Source organism: Steroidobacter gossypii (assembly GCF_016801985.1).
Taxonomy (GTDB): Bacteria; Pseudomonadota; Gammaproteobacteria; order Steroidobacterales; family Steroidobacteraceae; genus Steroidobacter; species Steroidobacter gossypii.
In genome coordinates this window covers 1-22,132 of the sequence record NZ_JAEVLS010000004.1, presented here as the reverse complement: position 1 = coordinate 22,132, position 22,132 = coordinate 1, and the positions used below count along the sequence as shown (strand labels likewise).

The following is a 22,132-nucleotide window of genomic DNA, read 5'->3' as shown; positions in this document are numbered from 1 at the left end:
AAACATTCCTTGGAATGCAGTGAAACTCTTGGGCTCGTGCCGCGTTGACTCCACTGTTCGATGCGGCAGGAGGGCCACACGTGAGCAAGAGTTCTGTGCTCGGGTCGTCGGGCGGCGGCTAGCGGCTATCACACCGTGCGATAGTGATCCTGCATAGGATAGTGTCTGGCGTACCAGGCGAAACAGGAGGCGCTCGCCAAGGCGAACAGCGCGAAGAAGAACATCAGGAAGGCGTTCTCACTGAGCCCTGTCGAGGCGATGTGCGAGATCACGGCTTCGTTGCGCACGCTGGCGTTGACGAGCAGCACCCAGAGGTTGCCGACGGTCACGGCGAGATACCAGAACGCCATGATCACGCCTTTCATCGAAGCGGGCGCCTGGCTATAGGCAAACTCGAGACCGGTGGCGGAGACCAGCACTTCGCCGAACGTCAGCAGCGCGTAAGGCAACACTTGCCACGTGATGGACACCGGATCGCCGCCGTCAATGGCCAGCTGGATGGCGCCTGCGGCGATCCAGGCGAGCCCCGAGAATGCGATGCCGAATCCCATCCGGCGCAAAGCGGTCGGCTCGTAGCCGAAGCGGCGTAGCAACGGATAGAGCGCGACGTTGTTGAACGGGATCAGTAACAGCACGAGAATCGGATTGAGCGCTTGCATCTGCGCGGGATGAAACCACTCCGGGCGCGCCATGTGATTCGCCTGCAGGATCCAGGTCGAGGCCTTCTGATCGAACAGCGACCAGAACGGAGTGACCAGCGCGAACACGATCAGAATGCGCAGCACGGCGGCGACGCCGTCGACGGCCTCGTCCGGATGGGTTCTTCTCGCCCGGTCCAACTGCATGCGCGCGCCCCAACCGCCGAAGCCGATGGCGAACACCAGCGCGAGACAGGCCGAAGATACGAATCCGAGCCTGCCGATGTAGGCAAATGCAATCGCGCCAAATAGCAGGCCGGTGGCTGCCACGAACAGGCCACGTCGGCTATCGCCGGGGTCGTGCGCAAACAGCGCGGTCCGCACGACACGCACGAACGAATGCGGATTCGGGGCGGTCGGCGGCACATGAACGTACTTGTGACGGCCCGCCCAGAAGATGGCGGTGGCGATGAACATCAACAGGCCCGGAATGCCGAACGCGACGCTCGCGCCGAACTCACGCAGGAAGATCGGCATCAGCAAGGACGCGAAGAACGAGCCGAAGTTGATGATCCAGTAGAAGGCGTCGAACACCACCTTGGCCAGGTGCTTGTTGGTCTGATCGAACTGATCGCCGACGAACGAGACTACCAGCGGTTTGATGCCGCCGGAGCCGAACGCGATCAGCAACAGCCCGGTGTAGAACCCGGTCCGGTTGTCTTCGAAGATGGCGAGACAGGCATGCCCCAGACAATAGATGAGGGACATCCAGAATACGGTTCGATACTTGCCGAAGAAGCGATCGGCCAGCCATCCGCCCAGCAGCGGGAAGAAGTAAACTCCGATGACAAACGTGTGGAACACATCTTTGGCGATCCCGGCCCGCTCGGCTTCCGGTGCATACAACAACAGGGAGCTGACCAGAAACGGCGTCAGGATGTTGCGCATGCCGTAAAAGCTGAAGCGCTCGCAGCCTTCGTTGCCGATGATGTATGGAATCTGCCGTGGCAGACGCGCTGAAGCTGCAGCTACGGAATCGTTCATGCACCCGGCTCACGCTGGCGACGAAGCGGGCAAAGATAGCAGATGCGGTCGGCGCCTGCAGTCGACTCTCCAATAGCGGCGCCATCGGGTATCCTATAAGGATCTTCCTGGCGGAGCGCTTTCGAATGGCGATGGATGTAGTGGATTACGAGATCTTCGGCGACGACATGCAGTACGTGGAGATCGAGCTCGATCCCGGCGAAGCTGCGATCGGCGAGGCGGGCGCAATGATGATGATGCAGGATGGTATCGAGATGGATACCGTCTTCGGCGATGGCTCCGCTCAGCAGGGTGGGCTGTTCGGCAAGCTGCTCGGCGCCGGCAAGCGCCTGGTGACGGGCGAGTCGCTGTTCACGACCATCTTTCATAACGAGTCGCGGGAAAAACGCCGCGTGGCGTTTGCGGCGCCGTACCCGGGCAAGATCATTCCCGTTACGCTGTCCGAGATGGGCGGGACTTTGATCTGTCAGAAAGACAGCTTCCTCTGCGCAGCTCGCGGTGTGTCGCTTGGCATTGCGTTTCAACGTCGCCTGGGCGCCGGGCTGTTCGGCGGCGAGGGCTTCATCATGCAGAAACTCGACGGCGACGGTATGGTCTTCGTGCATGCCGGCGGCACGCTGATGACGCGCGACTTGCGACCCGGTGAGAAGCTGCGCGTCGATACGGGCTGCGTCGTCGCCCTTGAACCTAGTGTCGACTTCGACATTCAGTATGTCGGCAAGTTGAAGAGTGCGCTGTTCTCCGGTGAAGGATTGTTCTTTGCGACCCTCACCGGCCCCGGCCGCGTTTGGTTGCAGTCCTTACCGTTCTCGCGCCTCGCCAATCGCATCATCGCTTCCGCGCCTGCCGCTGGCGGGCGTCAGGTCGGCGAAGGGTCTGTGCTCGGCTCGCTGGGCGGGCTGCTCGATGGTGACAACAGGTAGCCGACGCTGCCTATCTATCATCGGCAGACGCGGTTTTGTATCGCTTCAACCAGTCGTCGCAATGTCGCTTTCGCATCTTGCAAACTGTTGCGATCGTTGCTGGCGGCTCGCGAATGTCGCATGACCTCACGACGGCGTCATAAACATCGCTTAGTAAGAGAAGGGTCGCGCGCTGAAATTCGTGGCTTGTCTTGCCTTTCCAGGCGGACTGGATCTCGATGCTTGGCGGCGGCCCATCGATCACCGATACGCCGACGTCCCGGTCGCCGAGTCTCACATCGAAATGGACCGCTCCGCCTCCCTCCTGTATGCGCGCGAATCTATCCACGGATTTCACATATCGGCTCGCCGCATCGACGCACGTAGGATCGATTGGATTCGGAGAGCTGATGGTGATCCTGGCGCCGTAGAAAGTCTCGCAGCCGGCGAGAGCACAGGACAAGCCGACGACCAGGCTTGCCCATGCAGGCTTGTTGAATCGGACGATGCTTATCGATTTCATTGTTCGCCGTCCATTGCATGTTGCCGAAAATCTCACACCGCCGGCAGTGCTTGTCAAAACGACAAGCTTTAGCAGATCTGAATTCAGGGGAGGGAATCGTCAGTCCGCCCCTGAAGGAACGATTGCCGCGCCGGGCGAAAAAACTTCAGCGCACGCGCGTCGCTCGCCAGATCCTTGCAAGGCGCCCGTTGGGGCGAGCGACAATCACATAATCCTCGCGGCCGCCCCTGGCTAAACTTCCTGTCATGTTGTGAATCCAGCCGGATCACGACGACTAGAACTCATGTGGGGGAGGGCCGGCGACACGCTTCCGGCTGCCCGCAACTTTCGACTCGCGGGGGCTTGCGTTTCATGCCGGAGCGCCAAGGTTCGTTCATGTCGCGCCGCTTCGGTGGCGGCTGGGGGCTGTTGGCGCTCCTGCTCGATCCGACGCACCTTGCCGCGGCCGAGCCAGTTCGCACCGATCTTCCCGCGCGCACCGGCGGGTCCCAGGAAATAACCGATGAGCCGCCGATCGGCGGCGCGCCGATTCCGGCGCAGCCGGCAAATCCCAGCACGGGAATCATTCGTTACGACGCGGCCTTCTTTGCCGAGTTTCAGCCGACCACCGCGATCGACATGGTTCGCCGCCTGCCGGGATTCACATTCGAGCCCGGCGACAACACCGTGCGCGGGTTCGCGGGTGCGCTGGGCAATGTGCTGATCGACGGACAACGGCCGGCATCGAAGGCGGTGCTGTTGGAAGACGTGTTGCGACGAATCCCTGTCGCCAACGTCGAAGCGGTCGAAGTCATTCGCGGTGGCGCGCCCGGCATCAACATGCAAGGTCAGCCGATCGTCGCAAACGTCGTGCGCAAAGGCGGCAACAGCACCGTGCACGCGGGCGAGCTCATCGGACTGTTTGGATCGGAATACGACCCGGGATATGGAGTGCGTCTGGAGAGCACGCGCAACTCGGATCGATTGTCACTGAGCGGCGCGCTCAATGTTCGAGATGAGCAGCAGTACGGCAGCACCGGCAAAGGCGAACAGATCCGGCGCAACGATCTCGGCGACGTCATTCTCGCCAGCGGCTTCGAAACGGATTGGAGTCAGCGACAGATCCAGGCCAACGGCGCGGTGGAGTATAACAGCGGGCCCAGCCTGCTTCGGATCAACGTCGGCGGCACGACCCAGGATACGGATCAATATGACTTCCTCGTGCCATGGTCCCACGTTCCCCAGACCACTGAAGGCGAGGTGTTTACAAACATTCGCCTCGATCAAGGCGAGGCGGGCATCGATTACGAGCACGTGATCTCCGACGGGATGGTCGGCCGCGTGCTGCTTCTGCAGACGCTGGAGCGGAAGATCATCACGGCGGACGCCACCAACGCCCTGGCTCAGCAGCGATCTGAAGATGAGGCCACGCGGGGCGAGTCCATCCTGCGCAGCTCGTTGACCTATCGATTCTCTCCCACGCTCACGGTGGAGAGCGGCCTGGAGGGCGCCTACAACTTCCTCGAGGTCAATGCGGCGCTGGCGCGTAATGGCGCACCGGTCGATCTGCCAGCGGCGAACGTGAATGTGAAGGAGCGGCGGGGCGAGGTGTTCGTGGATACGCGTTGGAAATTTACACCGCGCGTCGCCGGCGATATCGGCATCCGCTACGAAACATCCACAATCACTCAATCCGGCGACGCCAATGCCGAGCGTACGCTCTCCTATCCGAAGCCACGCGCGGTGCTCACCTGGAATCTCGACGGCAACCTGCAATTGCGCGGACGCGTCGAGCGCACGGTCAGTCAACTCGAGTTCCGCGACTTTGCTTCGCAGGCGTCGCTCGACGCGGACATCATCAATGGTGGCAATGCCGATCTACGGCCAGAGAATGCCTGGGAATTCGAGGCCGCGATCGAGAAACGTTTCTGGGAAGGGGGCGCCGCTCAGCTGGGCTACACGCATGCGCTCGTGAGCGACACCGTCGATTTCGTGCCGGTCGGCAACTTCGATACGCCCGGCAATCTGGGCGACAGCAAGCGAGGCCAGGTCGCCCTTGGCCTGTCGATGCCGCTGCAGCGCCTCGGTCTGCAGGGCACCCAGCTGCGATTCAACAGCACCTGGACCTGGTCGGAGCTCGATGATCCCTACACTCATCGATCACGCCGCATCTCCAAGGACGCGCCGCTCAGCGGCAATGCCGTCATCACCAAGGAATTCGCTGGCCTGAACTCGACGCTCACGCTCGAAGATTCTTACAGCAAGCGCGAGACCTCGTATCGGTTCGACGAGATTCGTACCGAGCACTGGGATCATTTCTTCCGTTTGTACTGGGACTGGATGCCCAAATCCGACACCGTGGTACGTGTGATGTTCAACAACTTCACCGGCCGCCCCCGCAGCCGCTGGCGCACCGTCTACGACGGCAGCCGCGCGTACGGCCAGATCGCCTACCACGAGAACCGTCACATCGACGCGCTGCGGTTCATTCAGCTGCAGGTTCGCAAGACGTTCTGAGGCGCGCGCCAGTACAGCGGTGTGTGAGGTCCGGTGGTTCTCTCATCCCCGTGCAATCGGCGCATGGCGCGCCATCAGCTCGACGATCCAATCGATGAAAACGCGCAGCTTGGCGCTGACATGCCGGTTTGGCGGGAACGCCAGATAGAGCGGCATCGTATCGAGTCGCCAGTCCTGGAACAGCGGCGCCAACTCGCCCCGCGCTACGTGTGCCTCGGACATGTACTTCGGTAGCCATAGAATTCCCATGCCAGCCAGGCCGGCCGCAAGGTAGGCATTGCCGTCATCGAGTGCGACAACATAGCGACCATGCACGTTCAGGCGCTCTTCGTCTCGAGTCATGGCGTAAGGCAATGGCTTGCCGAATCGCCCCCATAAAAATCCCACGATGCGGTGGTGTGAACTTTCGAGCTCGTCTGGGTGCGACGGGGTGCCGGCACGCTTCAGATAAGAGGGCGCTGCATAAACGGCAAGCTGCAGATCACCGACGTGTCGTGCCTGCAGCGATTGATCTTTGAGCTCACCGCCACGCACGACACAGTCCACGTTCTCGCCAATCACATCCACGACGCGGTCGCTGACACCCATGTCGAGCTGAATGTCGGGATACCGTTCGTGAAACGCGGGCAGGGCCGGCACCAGGATCAATCTCGCGAGTGGACTGGGCACATCCACTCGCAAGCGACCTCTCGGCGCGGCTGCGGCGGTGGACACACTGGTCTCCGCATCGTCCAGATCCGCCAACACCCGAACGGACCGCTCGTAGTAGGCCGCCCCATCCGCCGTCACGTTGACTTTACGGGTGGTGCGATTGAGCAGCTTGACGCGCAGTCGCGCTTCCAGTTGCTGGACGAGTTGGGTCACGGTGGTTCTGCTCATGTGCAGCGTCTCGGACGCCTTGGTGAAGCTTCCGGTCTCCACCACTCGAACGAACGCCTGCATCGCATCGAATCGGTCCATAGGTCGATCCTGGCCGGGATTGTTTGGATTGTACAAACAGTGATGCACAGAGTTGGGTGTTTGTCGGTCGCGCGCCGGCGTCTAGAGTGAAGTCGTCGTTAACACCCGTGTTTGGAGCTTTTTCATGGCCACCCGTGACGTCGTTTTTCCCCCTGGTCGCCACGCCCTCTATGACCGCCATCGTTATTCGCCGGCGGTCCGGTCCAACGGCTTCCTGTTCGTTTCGGGCCAGGTCGGCAGCCGCCAAGACGGCTCGCCCGAGCCGGACCTGGCGAAGCAGGTCCGCCTGGCGTTCGACAATCTCCGCGCGATCCTCAAGGCCGCCGGCGCGACGCTCGAGGACGTGGTGGACGCCACCTACTTCGTCGTGGACATGGAAAAGAACTTCGAGACGATCTGGCCGATCGTCCAGGAATCCTGGGGTGAAGCGCCGTACCCGACCGCGACGGCGATCGGCGTGACCTGGCTGACCGGGTTTACGTTCGAAATCAAGGTGACTGTGAAGCTGCCCGCGGCCGCGTGACACACGGTGAGCGCTCAAGCCTCTCGCCGGAGGGGAGTGTGATGGCCGATCTTGCCCGGAACAAGGCGAACGTAATCGCCTTCTATGAGGTGACGTTCAACCACCGCCGACCTCGTTCATCAGTTATTTCGAACGCATGGCGCGTGAGTGGCCGGGCAAGCGGGCGATAGTCAAGCGCGCCATGGCGGAGGGCGACCTTGTCGTCCTCCATTGCTTCGAGCATTGGCCCGGCGATCACGACTATGCGGGCATCGACATCTTTCGGCTCGACCAGGTGGGCAGGATCGTCGAGCATTGGGACGTTCTGCAAGTCAGCCGCCCATTCGAACGGGATGTTTCGAGTTTTTTTGCCTTGGAAGTGAGCGAACGGGCCGATCGAAAGGAACGTTGTACCGGCGTTAGGCGTTGAAACATCCGCGCGCGTGTAATCGGAAAGCGTAGTGATCCGCCCAATTCTCGAACAAGGAGGATGCAATGCTGCATCGGATGTTTCTTGCTGCGCTTTCGGTCAGTGTGGTCTTGCTACCGGCGTCGGGACATGCGGGTGCGGATAAGGGCCCCATCGAGGCCGCATCCTACTGCGTTTACGATCTGGGGCGGTTGCCGGGCCTGCCGGCCGGGGAAACATACCAGGGAGCGCCCGCGATCAACGAGCGCGATGAGATCGTGGGCTGGCAGGCGGTGTCCACCGACCTGACCAATCACGGTTTCATCTGGAGCCGGCGGACAGGGATGCGAGACCTTGGCGTGCTACCCGGGCATGAAAACCTCAATCCCGCAGACATCAGCGACGACCGTATCATCGTCGGCAACGCCTCCAACAGCGATTCGGGAGAAGATGTCGCCTTCGTTTGGACGCCGAGCGCCGGTATCCGGCAGCTGCACGTGTCCTTGGGAGGCATAGAAGCCTTCGCAAGCGGCATCAATCGTCGCGGTCAGATCGCCGGTTCCAGCGAGTTCGGTCCCACTCATCAGCAACGTGCGTTCTTGAGAGAGAAAAACGGTGAGGTGATGGATCTGGGGGCGTTCGCGGACGGGGACGGCAGCAGCGGGGCGAGCGACATCAACGATCGAGGCCAGGTGATCGGAACGAGCACCGGCCCCATCACCGCCGAGGGATTCATATGGGACAAGCGCCACGGAATGCGGCGCCTTGCGCCTTCCAGCTCTTTGGTGATTCTGCCGACCAGAATCAACAACCACGGCGAAGTCGTGGGCGAGACCGTCGCGGATCAAACTCGCGCCTTCAAGTGGACCCGGCGAGATGGCTTGCAGTACCTGCCGACGCTCACTGGGGAAATAACTTATTCGACTGCCACTGGCATCAACGATTGGGGCACCATCGTCGGCGCGTCATCCATCGCGGATGGCCCGCCGCATGCCGTCATATGGTCGCGACGCTCGGGCATTCGGGACCTCAACGATCTGATCGATTCGAGCAGCCCGCTCGCCTCGCGAATCGTACTGGTGATCGCGAGTGCAATTAATGATCGCTCACGGATCGCAGCGATCGGCTATTACACCGATTCACAAGATCCACAGCGTGCATTCATGCTGGAACCCAGGAAACCCGGCGGACCGCCGTGCGAGTGACGAGGTTGGTGCAAGTGGCGGGCACGCATGGTCGAACGCATCGTTGAATTCCTGGAGTCAGCAGGCTACTGGGGCATCCTGCTGCTGATGTTCCTCGAGAATGTGTTCCCGCCGCTGCCCTCCGAGCTGATCATGCCGTTTGCTGGTTTCGCCGCATCCCGAGGCGATCTGAACGGCATCGGCGTCGTTGCGGCGGGCACCCTGGGCTCACTGATCGGCGCGGCGCCCTGGTACTGGGCGGGGCGGGTACTGGGTCGTGAGCGCCTCGCTCGCTGGGCTGGTCGACACGGTCAATGGCTGACCATCTCTGAGCACGACGTGAACGGTGCGTACGAATGGTTCCAACGTCACTGCGGTAAGGCCGTGCTGTTCGGTCGTGTGGTCCCCGCCGTGCGCACGTTGATCTCCGTGCCGGCGGGCATCACTCACATGTCACTGCCGCGCTTCATCTTGTTCACCACGATCGGCAGCACTTTGTGGAATGCTGCTCTGGTGTTCGCCGGATTTCAGCTTGGCGCACAGTACGAGCAAGTCGCGAAGTACATGGACCCGGTGACGAAGGGCATCATCGCTCTGATCCTCGTTACATACGTGTATCGAGTTGTGAAGCTTCGGCGGGAGAAGCGCGCGGGGCGGTGATCATTGCGTTCGATCGTGCTGTGTGGTTATCCGCCACGTCATCAAGTCGCGCGAGAGGAAGTCATACCAGAAGCACTGATTGATGGGCGACCAGTTCAGTAACAAGTCAGATCGATGATGATTGAAGATGCCCGACGCGGGCGGTGCGATCGGGCGCCGTCGCCACGTGAGCTTGTGCTACGAGGCTGCCCAACGCAATGTGGGAGGGGGAGACAAACCGCAGTCTCCACCGTAGCCGCCTTTAAGCAAGGTCCGACGACTTAACTGGCCTTGCATTCGTCCGACACTTGTGGCTCCCGGTCAAAGACGATCGAAGCGTGCCCGCTGCAGGTGAGAGGCAACGACCTTTCCCGAGGATCAGTTATTCCAAGGTCGCTCCGAAGGACTGCTCAGTGGCAATGCGCGAGCCACGCCCCAGTCTATGTGCAAACGGTCTGAGTGTCATCTCGCATTGGCGCTCAATGCCCGACGAGGACTACTTCGAAGACAACGATGCGCGTGGGCGCATTCTTCCGCAGGGCGATGTAAGCGCTCGTCAGACTTGTCGGCATCGTAGCGAGGCAAGTAGAAGGCAGACATGCTGAGTGATCAAGGCGGGGCTCTCTGACGTGAATCGGGGGGGCGTAGCTGAGGATGAACGACTGTCTTCGTGTCTTCCTCTGAGGCACAAGGGCTCAATCTGCTCCTCTTGCCGGTCTAGCCATAGGAAGGTATGGCTCCAACATCCATACAGGGGACCGAGCATGAGAAGAACTATCAGCCTGATGCTTTCCACCGCCGCGATGACGAGCACCGTCGGTGCATGGACTCAGGCTGCTGCCCAGGACGCTGCGTCAGGTTCGGAAGCGGCTGCCACGACCAATGTCACCGGAACCCTTGGTCGCGGAGTGGAAGAAGTCATCGTGTCGGCGCAAAAGGAAGCTGAACGCCTGCAGGATGTGCCAGTTCCGGTAAGCGTCATCTCCGCGGACCAGCTTGCTAGCAACAACCAATTGCGTATCCAGGACTATTACACGAGGAGCCCCGGACTCGGGCTGGCTCTGATCGGAGACGCGGGCGTACCAACCATCGCGATCCGTGGTATTACCACTGGTGGCGTCACCAATCCCACCGTCGCGATTCTTATTGATGACGTGCCCTATGGCTCCTCGACCACCCAGGGCGGCGGCTATCTCGTTCCGGATATCGATCCGAGCGACCTGGCACAGGTTGAAGTTTTGCGTGGTCCGCAAGGCACGCTGTATGGCGCCAGCAGCATCGGAGGTTTGCTGAAGTATGTGACAGTAGACCCAAGTATCGAAGCATTTACCGGGCGTGCCGAGATTGGCTTTTCCGATGTCCGGGGAGGCGGGGATGAGGGATACAACTTTCGAGGCGCAGTGAATATCCCGTTGGGGGATACGTTTGCAATACGAGCCAGCGGATTCACAGGACGTGAAGCGGGCTACGTCGATAATCCCCTCACCGGCGAACAGGACATAAACCGTCGAGACAACGATGGCGGTCGACTTGCCGCGCTTTGGCGTCCATCCGAGCGAGTCTCCGTGAAGCTTACCGCTCTACTTCAAGATAGTGAGCGCCATGGAACCGATGAAGTAGACAAGAGCCTGTCGGGCTTGCAAAGAAACGCGCTTCGCCGCAGCGGCGGGTATGTGAGAGACACGCAAGCTTATGCAGCGACGATCCGAGCCGATCTGGGTCGCGCAGAGATTGTCTCAGCGAGCGGATACAGCATCGACAAGATCGAAACGAATATCGATGTCACTGCTTCGTTCGGTGAATTTGCGAATGCCTCGTTTGGTGTAAGTGGAAGTTCAGCTCCCTTCCATCGCAAAACCGAGAAGGTATCACAGGAGCTCAGGTTGCTCGTTCCCCTGGGAGAGCGAGTCAAATGGATGATCGGCGCCTTCTACACCGACGAGAGAGTGGACGCCACGGGGGACTTCGCTGCAGTAAATCCCGCAGATGGCGGCGTAGTCGGCACCTTACTTACGCTTGCGACTCCAAGTGACTTCACCGAGTACTCAGCGTTCACCAACGTTACGTTTACCTTTACGGATCGTTTCGATGTTCAGCTGGGAGGGCGCCTTAGCCACAATGAGCTGTCGTTTCACACGATCAGATCCGGTGTGTTGCAGCCTATCTTCTTTCCGAATGCGCCCAATGTTCCGGAAGTGAACTCGGAGGACGAGCCGTTCACTTACTTAGTGACGCCGAGGTGGAAGATCTCCCGAGATTTCATGCTGTACGCGAGGTTTGCCTCGGGTTATCGCCCAGGAGGTCCCAATACAACGTGCGGAACGGCGAACATCCCGTGCCAGTTCGGGGCCGATACGACTGAGAACTACGAAATCGGTTTGAAGGGCGCGGTGCTTGAGGGAGCGGTTTCATTCGATGCCTCCATGTACTACATCGACTGGAAAGATGTGCAGCTTTCTTTGAGCACAGGCGCGCTTGGCTTCCAGGACAATGCTGGTGCCGCGAGAAGCCAAGGTGCCGAACTGTCGCTGCAGTCAAATCCCGTCGATGGGCTCACGGTCTCGGCTTGGGTTGCGTTTAGCGAGGCGGAGCTCGCCGAAGACTTTCCGGAAACGCTTTCCAGAATCCGTGGCGCTGAAGGCGACCCGTTGCCTTACAGCAGCCGATGGTCCGGAAATTTTTCGATCGATCAGGAGTTTCCGTTGGGTCGTGCCACGGGTTTCCTTGGGGGCTCGATAAGCTATGTCGGCGAACGTAAGGGGCAGTTCAAGGCGACTCCGGTTCGACAATCGTTTCCCTCGTACACTCAGACTGATCTGAGAGCCGGTGTCGTCTATGAGTCTTGGACGTTGAACATGTTCTGCAACAATGTTTCGGACGAGCGGGGGGTGTTGAGAAGCGGCTTGGATGCCACTGTCCCGAATCCAGACTTGTTCACGTACATACAGCCTCGCACCATCGGATTCTCCGTAACCAAATCCTTCTGATCGGAAGGAATCTCCGCACCATGCAATTTCCAACTAAATGTGAGCATCTTGGATGCTGAAACGCAGGGATAGCGCTGATCTGGCGCACGATTATACGCCTGACAACCCTGGGCAACGGCCGAGTGGCGCTGCTTTGCAGGTGACAGCTGACGATTATGCTCGGGCTGAGCGATTCCTCAGCTGGAATCGAGAGCGGTATGCGCGCAATGCAGACATCCAGCATCAATGGATCGAAGATGAGGAACGGTTCTGGTACATGCGCGTCACGACCGATGGCGATCGATCCTTCGTCGCCATTGACGCCACGACGGGAGAGGAAGCACCCGCTTTTGATCATGGCAAGGTCGCGTCTGCCCTATCGCATGCCATGGGCAAGCACATCAGCCCGAAGAGGCTACCATTCGAGACCTTTCGGTACGTGGAAGGGCGAGCCGCGATTGAGTTGAGCCTGGACGGGATCTCATGGATTTGCCGATTCAGCCCGCCGGGCTGCGAGCGCAAATCGATGGCTGCGTTACCAGGAGAGCTGATATCACCAGACGGCAAGCTGGTGGCCTTTGTTGAGGGTTACAACCTTCGGATTCGTCCGGCGGTTGGTGGCGACGCAATTGCGTTGACGACGGACGGCATGGAGCATTGTGGGTATGCAGGGCTGCCGGAGTTTTGCACGCACGTCGTAAGCGATGCTCGCGAAAGAAAGGCACCCGTACTGCAGGCCGTGTGGTCGCCGGACTCGCGCTTCTTGCTAACTCACCGATTGGACGAGCGGCAGGTGCTCAGCGCACATCTAATTCAGTCGGTACCTGAGGATGGAAGTGTAAGGCCGAAGCTGCACACCTTCCGGTACGCAATGCCAGGGGACGAGCATCTGCCGACCGTTCAATTGGTGCTCGTTGATATCGCCGCGCGATCTTGCATTGACCTTCCGAATGCAAGCCTACCGTGCCTGGTGCAAACACCGTTCGAGAAACGGGACGTTTGGTGGTCGGCCTGCGGCGGCACGGTGTATTACCTGATCAGAGATAGATTCTCGAAGGTGGTTACGCTGTGCAGATTCGATGTGGTAACCGGCGTATCAACCGAGATCCTGCGCGAAACTAGCGATACGCTGGTGCACACCAACGCCAGCACCGTTTTTGACAATCCGCTCGTGAGATCGCTCAGCAATGGGGATGTGATCTGGTATTCGCAGCGTGACGGCTGGGGGCATCTGTATTGGTACGACGGCGCCGGGACACTCCGCAATCAGATTACGAGCGGAGAGTGGGTGGTCCGCAGCATCGTCCGAGTGGATGAGACGAGCAGCACAATTTATTTCACCGCGAGCGGCCGGGAGAGCGGTCGAGATCCCTATTTTCAGCATCTTTACAGCGTCAGAATGGATGGCACCGAACTACGGCTGCTCACACCGGAGGACGCGGACCACAAGTGGCCGCATTTCATATCAAAGTTGTCCCCTGACGACCCGCACACGGAGGCACAGAAGAGACAATTTTCTCGCTCCGGAAGATACTTCGTGGACAACTACTCGCGCCCCGATGTCCCTCCGGTTTTTGTGTTGCGGACCTCGGACGGCAGACTCGTCCGTAAGCTCGAGAGTGCAGACATCTCAGCGCTACATAGGGGGGGCTACGTCTGCCCGGAGCCATTTTGTGTCATGGCTGCCGACGGCATCACGCGCATCTACGGCAATCTATATCGGCCCAGCACATTTGATCCACATCGTAGTTATCCGGTGATCGACGCGAACTATCCGGGCCCGCAGTCGATTCGCACAGGGAAGACTTTCGTAGAGGCAAACTTCGGCAGGTCGGAAGCTCAGAGCCTGGCGGAGCTCGGCTTCATCGTGGTCACCATCGATGGTCGTGGGACGCCAAATCGATCCAAGGCGTTTCTGGACTACTCCTATGGAAGGCTGGAGAAGGCAAGCGACTTGGAAGACCACATCGCGGGCATCCGGGAGTTGGGGGCACGGTACCCATACATCGACCTCGATCGTGTCGGTATCGACGGCGTTTCAGGCGGTGGGTTCGCCGCTGCGTATGCGCTGTTGAAGTATCCGGAGTTCTACAAGGTTGGTGTCTCAGCCGAAGGTAACCACGATCAAAGAGGGTATCTGGCGCCCTGGGGGGAGACCTATCACGGCTCGCCAAGAGAGAGCGATTACTTGAGCTGCAGCACATTGCCCCTTGCGGGCAATCTCAAAGGGAAACTGTTCTTGATGCACGGTGAATTGGATGACAACGTCTCTCCGGCGCTGACGATGAAACTCGTTGATGCGTTGATCACAGCGAATAAGGATTTCGACCTCCTTATCATTCCGAATGCGAACCACGCAGCCTTCTTCAAGTCTCCGTACTTCATTCGGCGCAAATGGGATTTTTTCGTTCGTCACCTGCTGGGTGCTGAGCCGCCCAGCGGGTATTTGCTCCGATCGAGCGAGGGCAGTTCGCCATGAGCGGTGCGGCCGCGTGAGTGACAAGTTCTACAAGAAATATCTGCTTGTCCTGCTATCGCTGATCCTTGCCTTCAATCAGGTGGATCGCCTGGCGCTCGGGCTGGTTTTGCAAGACATCAAAGTGGACCTTGCCCTGACTGATACCCAGCTTGGGCTCCTAAGCGGTATTGCGTTCGCGTTGTTTTACTCCATCATGGGAATTCCGATCGCGCGATGGGCTGATCGCGGCAATCGTGTGACCATCGTGTCGTTGACGACCATGCTGTGGAGTGGCGCTGTCGCGCTATGTGGCGCTGCGGGCAACTTCTTTCAGTTGCTGTTGATTCGAATCGGCGTGGCCGTTGGCGAAGCGGGTTGTGTTCCTCCAGCACATTCGTTCATAGCGGATTACTTCACGCGCGCAGAGCGCCCGCGTGCTGTTGCGCTCTACATGCTCGGCGGGCCGCTGAGCGCAGTGGTTGGGTACTTCATTGCTGGTTGGCTTAATGAGTTCTACGGCTGGCGAGCGACCTTCATCGTGTTGGGGCTGCCTGGTGTCATGCTAGCTGTGCTGGCGCGCTTTACATTACGAGAGCCCCGCACAAGCCGCCGGGCTCACTCGCCGGAGGTCAGCACGCCGGAACGCATTCAGCCTGCTCCAACTCTCAGAGACGTGATGTTCACTCTGTGGACTGACGCGACCTTTAGGCACCTGCTGTTCAGCTTTTCAGTGCTCTACTTCTTTGCCTATGGCATGGCGAAGTGGCAGCCAGCGTTCTTCGTGCGTAGCTTTGGCCTGCAAACCGGCGAGCTTGGAACCTGGTTCTCAATCATCTATGGCATCAGCGGACTGCTGGGTACGTATTGGGGAGGCGAGCTCGCGTCACGCTACGCAAGCAACAAGGAACATGTGCAATTGAAGGCCATGGCTGTTGCGTGCTGCGCTTTCGGAGCCCTGCTGGCGGGAGCATACCTCTCATCCAGCCGCTACGCTGCGTTCGGGCTGATCGGGCTGGCGACACTTGGTGGGACCATGATCAATGGGCCGCTGTTTGCTACGATCCAGACGCTCGTTCCACAACAGATGCGTGCCGTTTCCGTGGCGCTGATCCTGTTGTTTGCCAATTTGATTGGAATGGGTTTGGGCCCGCTGGCGGCGGGCGCTTTGTCCGATGCCTTGCGCCCGATGTTCGGGGAAGAATCGCTCCGCTATGTCTTGTTGCTCTTGTGTCCCGGACAATTGTGGGTAGGGTGGCATCTCTGGCGCGCCAGCCTGACCGTGCGGCAGAGCTTGCAAGCCAGCGCACTTACATCGCAAAGTTGGGGTAAGCAGGGAGAGTCATCGATAATGGACAAGTCATGGAAGAAACACGCGGTATAGGAAGATATCAGGTACAGCTGCGGTGGGGCATAAAGATTCCATTGCGCGATGGCATCTGCCTCAATGCCACCGCCTATATACCTCGCGAACTGCGGGACCCCGCGCCAGCGATATTCACGCTGACTCCCTACATTGGGCAGACGTACCATGACCGAGGGATGTACTTCGCCGCTCATGGATATCCATTCTTGACGGTAGATGTTCGTGGTCGCGGCGACTCGGGCGGCGAATTCAAACCGAACATCAACGAGGCGAAGGATGGTCATGATGTAGTGGAGTGGTTGGCTCAACAGACCTACTGTAATGGGCAGGTAGCCATGTGGGGAGGATCCTATTCAGGGTACGCGCAATGGGCTACCGCGAAGGAGCTGCCACCGCACCTTTCGACCATCGTTCCAGTCGCGTCTCCGTCCATGGGAGTTGATTTTCCTTTCGGCGGCAACATTGCATCGCCATACCTAATGCGATGGCTGACGTTAGTGTGGGGACGAGCCTCGCAGGACAAGATCTTCGCGGATGGAGTTGAATACTGGGACCAACGATTTCGCGAGTGGTACGAATCGGGCAATGCGTTCGAGCAGCTGGACACCTTTCTGGGAAATCCATCGGACGTTTTTCAGGAATGGCTACGACATCCGCAGCCAGATGATTATTGGGACTCCTACAATCCGACATCCGAGCAATACTCCAGAATCGCGCTTCCGGTTCTCTCGATAACCGGTATTTACGACGGCGATCAGCCAGGTGCGATCAGTTACTACCGACAACATCTGAGACATAGCAGAGTTGCCCGCGAAAGGCATTATCTGGTCATCGGTCCTTGGGATCATGCCGGCACGCGGACACCAAGGGCGGAGTTTGGTGGACTGAAGCTGGGACCGGCCAGCGTGATCGACTTGCCTCGACTGCACCTGCAGTGGTACGCATGGACCATGCAGGGTGGACCGAAGCCAGAGTTTCTGCACAACAAGGTTGCGTACTACGTCATCGGAGCGGATAGGTGGCGTTACGCGGAGAGCCTGGATAGCATTACCAGGCGCGTGCAACTCCTGTATTTGCATTCGGCTGGCAATCCGACCGATGTTTTTAGCTCCGGATTCTTGCAGTCGGAACCAGCTAGCAGCGCGCCCGACCAATTTGTTTATGATCCGCGCGACACTCGGCTAGCGCAAGTCGAAGCCTCCGTGGGCTCCAATTATCTGGTTGATCAGAGGATGATTCACGCTGCGGGTGTTTCGCAACTGATCTACCACAGTCAACCATTCCCCAGCGAGATGGAAGTCTCTGGATTCTTCAAACTGTCGGTGTGGCTATCCATCGATCGCCCTGATACGGATGTTCGCGCAACTGTCTACCTGGTGGATGCATTGGGCAGCGCGATGCGCCTGTCGGAGGATCGAATCCGGGCGCGCTACCGTCAAGATCTGCGCAGGGAGGTACTCATCGGAACCAGCGAGCCATTGCGCTACGACTTCGATCACTTCACTTTCGTTGCCGTTAAGATCAGTAAGGGAAGCCGGTTGCGCCTAGTGGTGGGTTCGAACGACTCCATCTACACCCAAAGAAACTTCAATGGCGGCGGCGTCGTGTCGAAGGAATCGGTCAAAGATGCGCGCCCAGTGACCGTAAGGTTGTTTCACGACGGTTCGCACAAGAGCGTTCTCTATGTGCCGCTGGGCGACGATGTGTCGGAAGAACCTGCTTGGGCGCGCAGCGTGGTAACCGATCGCCAGGGCCAAGAATGAACGACACCCTACGGAGCATGATGGGCTCTGCAGTTGGGGCGCAGATCGTCCTCGATGGAAAGCCCTATGTAAACTTCGGTGGCTCATCCTATCTCGGGCTCGCTTCTCACTCGCAGATCATCCAAGCAGGTGTCACGTCACTGCGTCTGCTGGGTTCTGGCCTGCCGCTTTCTAGAGAGCAGCACGTTGTCACGTCCGAACATCGCGAGATCGAAGCAGAGGCGGCGACATTCTTCGGATCGTCGGACGCGCTCTATCTTGGTAGCGGCTACTTCTTCGCGCTAGTTTCCATCGCTGCAATCCGAAATGGTTATCAGGCGATATTTTTCGACGAGTTGGCTCACTACTCATTGCGCGAGGCGATTGCTGCGAGCGGGCTAAGAAGCTGGTCGTTTCGGCACCTCGATACTCAGGATCTCGAGCGCCGAATGAAGCTATACCTGTCCGCCGGTGAGAAGCCAATGATCATCACGGACGGCATGTTCTCGTCGCTCGGCGAAATCGCACCGCTCGACCAGCTTTGGCAGTTGGCATTGTCGTATGGCGGACGTTTGCTCGTGGATGAGTCACATTCGTTCGGTGTGCTGGGTGGGACTGGCAGGGGTGCATGCGAACACCACGGGATCGCCGCTGGAGCTGCGGTGATTGGCGGGTCGCTCGGCAAGGCTTTTGGAACTTACGGCGGCATCGCCCTTGGAACCTCGCATGAGGTCGCCGCATATCGGAAGTCGCCAGCAGCGCGTGGGGCCTCGCCAGGAATGCCGGCTGCTGCGGCGATGTGCGCTGCCAGCCTCAAATATGTACGAGAGCATCCAGAGCTGCTCGCGCGCCTCCGCCAAAACATCCACTACCTTAAGGTTGGCCTCAGAAGGCTCGGGCTCGACGTCGGCGACAGCGCTGCTCCCGTAGCGGCGTTCTCCGTGGGGACAGAGCAATCCATGCGCGAGCTTCAACGATCGCTGCTTGCAAGGGGGCTGTTCGTGTACTACACGACTTATATCGGGGCTACCAAGCAAGGCGCGATTCGCTGCGGCATCTTTGCCGATCATACGCGCGAGCACATGGATCGGCTGCTCGATGGACTGCAACGCCTTCTGTGAGAGCTGCGTGTCACGTATGTCGTTATAAGGAGGAGCAGAATGTCATCGGAAATCCTCGGTCCACTGCGGATGCACGTTGAAGTAGAGCGATGGCCGCTCGTCGCTCCATTCCGGATTGCGGGTTATTCGTTTGAGTTCTTCGATCTGCTGCTGATCACGCTGGAGAAGGACGGGCAGATCGGCCGAGGTGAAGCGGCCGGCGTGCATTACAGGAACGACAAGCCAGACTCCATGCGGCGGCAACTGGAGATGTTGCGCGCTGACATCGAGGTCGGTATCAGCAGGGATTCGGTGCAGCGGATGCTGCCTCCCGGTGGTGCCCGCAACGCACTCGATTGCGCAGTTTGGGATCTGGAAGCAAAGCTCAGCGGTCGTCCCGCATGGGAAATCGCTGGGTTGGAGCTGCCTCGCCCGATCGTGACCACGTTTACATGTGGCGCTGACAGCCCGCAGCAGATGGCGACCGCTGCGTGCCGTTATACGCAGGCTCGAGCGATAAAGCTAAAGCTCACTGGCGAACAGATAGATGCCGCGCGTGTTCGGGAGGTTCGCGCAGCCAGGCAGGATGTCTGGCTCGCAGTCGATGCCAACCAGGGTTTCACACGGAGCTCCTTCGAGCAACTGCTTCCGGTGTTGGTCGAGGCGCGGGTCGAGCTGGTTGAGCAGCCATTTCCCGTTGGTCAAGAGGCGCTATTGAAGGGCTTTCAGTCCCCAATTCCCATCGCGGCAGACGAGAGCGTGCAGTGCCTCGCGGACATGCCTGCTCTTGTCGGTTGCTTTGACGTCGTGAACATCAAGTTGGACAAGTGTGGTGGATTCACTGAGGGCGTGGCGATGGCGCGGGCCGCGAGAGAGCTCGGATTGAAAGCGATGGTAGGAAACATGATCGGGACGTCGCTTGGAATGGCGCCGGCTCACCTTATTGGGCAGATGTGCACGGTAGTGGATCTGGACGGGCCGGTGTTCCTGCGTACCGATCGCAGCCCGAGGGTCGAGTACAGTGAAGGTCTGATTGCTTGCCCGTCCGGGTTGTGGGGCTGAGCATGTCACGCGATATTGCTGCCGAGCTCGAGAAGATCGTAAAACCAGTGCTGCACCTTGGGCGGGTGCCCGGCCTAGCGATTGGTATTGTGCGTGACGGGCGGTTGCTTCTCGCCGAGGGATACGGGTACAGGGACCTGGAAGCGAAGCTCCCGATGACCGCGCGTACAGCGTACCCGATAGCCTCCACTACTAAAGCCATCAATGCGACGACCCTGGGTGTGCTAGTGGACGAGCGCGTGCTTAGCTGGGATCAGCCGGTGCAACGATACGCACCTAATTTCCGCATCAGCGACGCGGCCGCGAGTGCGCAGGTTACGCTTCGGGATCTCCTATCGATGCGGACGGGATTGCCGCGCCATGATTGGGTGTGGATGCATAACTCAATCTCTCGCGCCCAGCTGCTTGAAGCCATGCAGCACCTCGAGATGTCCGCGCCATTTCGTGACCGGTTTCAGTACAACAATCTGAGCGTGTGTGTTGCGGGTCATATCGCAGAGATCGTTACCGGGCAGACATGGGAGTCATTGGTACAGCGGAAGCTGCTGGATCCGGTCGGGATGACCAGTACCAGCTTCAAGGCGCCAGCAGATGACTTCACTCGGTCGTATCACGAAACGATTCGTCGAGAGTTGCTGCGAACGCAACCGTCCCGTTGCGAGGTGACTGCGCCGTCGGGAGGTGCGATCCACTCGACCGTGGAAGACATGACTCGCTGGTTATTGCTCAATATGAATGGGGGAAGGGCGTGCGAGCGTACTGTCATTCACTCGCAGACGCTCGCGCACATCCATGCGCCGCAGATTGGAGTCGGATCAGACCTGTCCGCGCCAAGCCCGAATGCCGCATATGCCATGGGATGGTTTGTCGACACCTATAACGGGCATGCACGGCTGTCGCACGGTGGCTATTTGGACGACGTCAATAGCTCGGTGATGTTGTTTCCAGCCCAGAGAATAGGCGTGGTTTGTTTTCTCAATTTCGGTCCTCCAGCTCTCGCCAGGCTGGTCAATCAGCACGTGTTTGATTTGCTCATGGGGTTACAGCCGGCACAGACCTTGGAGCAGGCGCTCGCTCTCTACGAGAGTAAGATCGAAGGCACATGCCAGCGAAACAATAGCATCCGTCGGGTGGAAAACACTTCGCCATCTCACGTGCTATCCGAGTATGAAGGCAGGTATGAGCACCCTGCTTATGGGATGATTGACATCCGTTACCATCGTGACGGGCTGGAGCTGCATCGCGGTGACCTCGCTCTGAAATTGAACCATTGGCACTATGACGCGTGGGTTGCCGAAGAATCTGATCTATTCCCGATACACGTACCGCACGTATTCGACCGAAGTAGTCGCTTGATGTTCGAATCGAGCCCGGATGGTGAGATCTGCGGCTTGAGCGTTCGGTTCGAGCCGGCCGCGCGCCCGATCCAGTTCTACAAGAGAAGACTGTCCCAACGCTAAGGCACTAGCGCTTAGTAGCGAGCAGGACTCGCGACGGTGTGCACATATCCTCGAATATATGGTGCATGTCGAGATAGTCGGCTTTGACCTCCTTCCCATTTGCCAAACATCCGGGGCTGTCACCTTATCGCCTGACGCGCATTCGGCCGATAGCATAGCGCCTGCTCAGATCGGGCGCTCTCTGCCGGAACCAATGGCGGGCGCCTAATAGGTGGTTGAAATCAGAGCAATTCAGAGTGCCTTCGCCGGGCGTTTATTCATCGCCATGCGCAGCTAGGGGCATTCCCGTAACAAATCTTGGTGAATGTCCCCGCGGGGGGAGGGCGCCTTGATTGCCATCCGTTCGAGTTCCCTGTACCCAGCGTGTCCACAGTTGTGCTGTACCGCAGCTGGGCGTGCTTCCCACGCGTGCGGTACGCACGAACAGCACCGCAGGTTGATGCTTCGGGGGAATTGATGAACGACGCTACTTTCGTCCACGGCAAGTCAGAAGGTGATTCTTCGGAAGCTACAGAGATCCTGCGCAGGAGTGAGGCGCAAGTATCCCGTCAATCACGGGCCCGGGGGGAGTTCGAGGAACAGCTGAACTACTGGGTGGCGCACCTCCGAGGAGCGCCGGGGCTGCTGGAGTTGCCGACGGACCGGCCGAGGCCTGCGACGCAAAGCTTTCGCGGTGGGAGTGTG

14 protein-coding genes and 1 pseudogene are annotated in these 22,132 nt (G+C 59.2%); 13 read left to right on the top strand and 2 right to left on the bottom strand.

All coding sequences use genetic code 11. The features are described from left to right. Positions 1-128: 128 nt before the first annotated feature. Positions 129-1,682: a POT-type proton-dependent oligopeptide transporter gene (locus JM946_RS17525; protein WP_203168649.1), complete on the bottom strand. Its 1,554-nt coding sequence runs from the start codon at positions 1,680-1,682 to the stop codon at positions 129-131. Positions 1,683-1,807: 125 nt separating this feature from the next. On the opposite strand from JM946_RS17525, the gene JM946_RS17520 reads away from it, so the two are divergent. Both JM946_RS17520 and JM946_RS17515 read left to right on the top strand, forming a co-directional pair. Further along, positions 1,808-2,605 (top strand): TIGR00266 family protein, encoded by a 798-nt coding sequence (locus JM946_RS17520; RefSeq protein WP_203168648.1) that lies wholly within the window; start codon positions 1,808-1,810, stop codon positions 2,603-2,605. Positions 2,606-3,482: 877 nt separating this feature from the next. Beyond that, positions 3,483-5,603 (top strand): TonB-dependent receptor plug domain-containing protein, encoded by a 2,121-nt coding sequence (locus tag JM946_RS17515; protein ID WP_218042944.1) that lies wholly within the window; start codon positions 3,483-3,485, stop codon positions 5,601-5,603. 42 nt (positions 5,604-5,645) lie between these two features. Here JM946_RS17515 and JM946_RS17510 read toward each other — a convergent pair whose 3' ends face one another. Further along, on the bottom strand, positions 5,646-6,563 hold the full coding sequence (locus JM946_RS17510; protein ID WP_203168646.1) for a LysR family transcriptional regulator: 918 nt from the start codon (positions 6,561-6,563) through the stop codon (positions 5,646-5,648). A gap of 124 nt (positions 6,564-6,687) precedes the next feature. On the opposite strand from JM946_RS17510, the gene JM946_RS17505 reads away from it, so the two are divergent. The 11 genes and pseudogenes from JM946_RS17505 (at position 6,688) to JM946_RS17455 (ending at position 21,448) form a co-directional block, all read left to right on the top strand. Continuing rightward, positions 6,688-7,086 (top strand): RidA family protein, encoded by a 399-nt coding sequence (locus JM946_RS17505; protein ID WP_203168645.1) that lies wholly within the window; start codon positions 6,688-6,690, stop codon positions 7,084-7,086. Positions 7,087-7,127: 41 nt separating this feature from the next. Further along, positions 7,128-7,495, top strand: a pseudogene (locus tag JM946_RS17500) (nuclear transport factor 2 family protein). 65 nt (positions 7,496-7,560) lie between these two features. Continuing rightward, entirely contained in the window at positions 7,561-8,679 is a 1,119-nt protein-coding gene (locus JM946_RS17495) for a hypothetical protein (RefSeq protein ID WP_203168643.1), read from the top strand. A 27-nt stretch (positions 8,680-8,706) separates the two neighbouring features. Beyond that, a complete protein-coding gene (locus JM946_RS17490; protein ID WP_203168642.1) occupies positions 8,707-9,318 on the top strand; it encodes a DedA family protein in 612 nt (203 codons plus the stop codon). Positions 9,319-10,061: 743 nt separating this feature from the next. After that, positions 10,062-12,284 carry a TonB-dependent receptor gene (locus tag JM946_RS17485; RefSeq protein WP_203168641.1) on the top strand — a complete coding sequence of 741 codons (2,223 nt, stop codon included), beginning with the start codon at positions 10,062-10,064 and terminating at the stop codon, positions 12,282-12,284. 52 nt (positions 12,285-12,336) lie between these two features. After that, complete coding sequence (locus JM946_RS17480) at positions 12,337-14,742, top strand: S9 family peptidase (RefSeq protein ID WP_203168640.1); 2,406 nt, start codon at positions 12,337-12,339, stop codon at positions 14,740-14,742. Positions 14,743-14,755: 13 nt separating this feature from the next. Beyond that, positions 14,756-16,102 carry a spinster family MFS transporter gene (locus tag JM946_RS17475; protein WP_203168639.1) on the top strand — a complete coding sequence of 449 codons (1,347 nt, stop codon included), beginning with the start codon at positions 14,756-14,758 and terminating at the stop codon, positions 16,100-16,102. Then, entirely contained in the window at positions 16,081-17,847 is a 1,767-nt protein-coding gene (locus JM946_RS17470; protein WP_203168638.1) for a CocE/NonD family hydrolase, read from the top strand. Before JM946_RS17475 ends, JM946_RS17470 begins: the two co-directional genes overlap by 22 nt. Then, entirely contained in the window at positions 17,844-18,947 is a 1,104-nt protein-coding gene (locus JM946_RS17465) for an aminotransferase class I/II-fold pyridoxal phosphate-dependent enzyme (RefSeq protein WP_203168637.1), read from the top strand. The genes JM946_RS17470 and JM946_RS17465 overlap by 4 nt, the downstream gene beginning before the upstream one ends. Before the next feature lie 39 nt (positions 18,948-18,986). Next, on the top strand, positions 18,987-19,988 hold the full coding sequence (locus JM946_RS17460) for a dipeptide epimerase (RefSeq protein ID WP_203168636.1): 1,002 nt from the start codon (positions 18,987-18,989) through the stop codon (positions 19,986-19,988). 2 nt (positions 19,989-19,990) lie between these two features. After that, a complete protein-coding gene (locus JM946_RS17455; RefSeq protein ID WP_203168635.1) occupies positions 19,991-21,448 on the top strand; it encodes a serine hydrolase in 1,458 nt (485 codons plus the stop codon). Positions 21,449-22,132 lie beyond the last annotated feature (684 nt).

Bases quoted from the DNA above. Each gene is read 5' to 3' on its own strand.
- JM946_RS17515 (WP_218042944.1), top strand. From the start codon at position 3,483: ATGTCGCGCCGCTTCGGTGGCGGCTGGGGGCTGTTGGCGCTCCTGCTC.
- JM946_RS17505 (WP_203168645.1), top strand. From the start codon at position 6,688: ATGGCCACCCGTGACGTCGTTTTTCCCCCTGGTCGCCACGCCCTCTAT.
- JM946_RS17510 (WP_203168646.1), bottom strand. From the start codon at position 6,563: ATGGACCGATTCGATGCGATGCAGGCGTTCGTTCGAGTGGTGGAGACC.
- JM946_RS17480 (WP_203168640.1), top strand. From the start codon at position 12,337: ATGCTGAAACGCAGGGATAGCGCTGATCTGGCGCACGATTATACGCCT.
- JM946_RS17485 (WP_203168641.1), top strand. From the start codon at position 10,062: ATGAGAAGAACTATCAGCCTGATGCTTTCCACCGCCGCGATGACGAGC.
- JM946_RS17520 (WP_203168648.1), top strand. From the start codon at position 1,808: ATGGCGATGGATGTAGTGGATTACGAGATCTTCGGCGACGACATGCAG.
- JM946_RS17495 (WP_203168643.1), top strand. From the start codon at position 7,561: ATGCTGCATCGGATGTTTCTTGCTGCGCTTTCGGTCAGTGTGGTCTTG.
- JM946_RS17460 (WP_203168636.1), top strand. From the start codon at position 18,987: ATGTCATCGGAAATCCTCGGTCCACTGCGGATGCACGTTGAAGTAGAG.
- JM946_RS17525 (WP_203168649.1), bottom strand. From the start codon at position 1,682: ATGAACGATTCCGTAGCTGCAGCTTCAGCGCGTCTGCCACGGCAGATT.
- JM946_RS17470 (WP_203168638.1), top strand. From the start codon at position 16,081: ATGGAAGAAACACGCGGTATAGGAAGATATCAGGTACAGCTGCGGTGG.
- JM946_RS17490 (WP_203168642.1), top strand. From the start codon at position 8,707: ATGGTCGAACGCATCGTTGAATTCCTGGAGTCAGCAGGCTACTGGGGC.
- JM946_RS17455 (WP_203168635.1), top strand. From the start codon at position 19,991: ATGTCACGCGATATTGCTGCCGAGCTCGAGAAGATCGTAAAACCAGTG.
- JM946_RS17465 (WP_203168637.1), top strand. From the start codon at position 17,844: ATGAACGACACCCTACGGAGCATGATGGGCTCTGCAGTTGGGGCGCAG.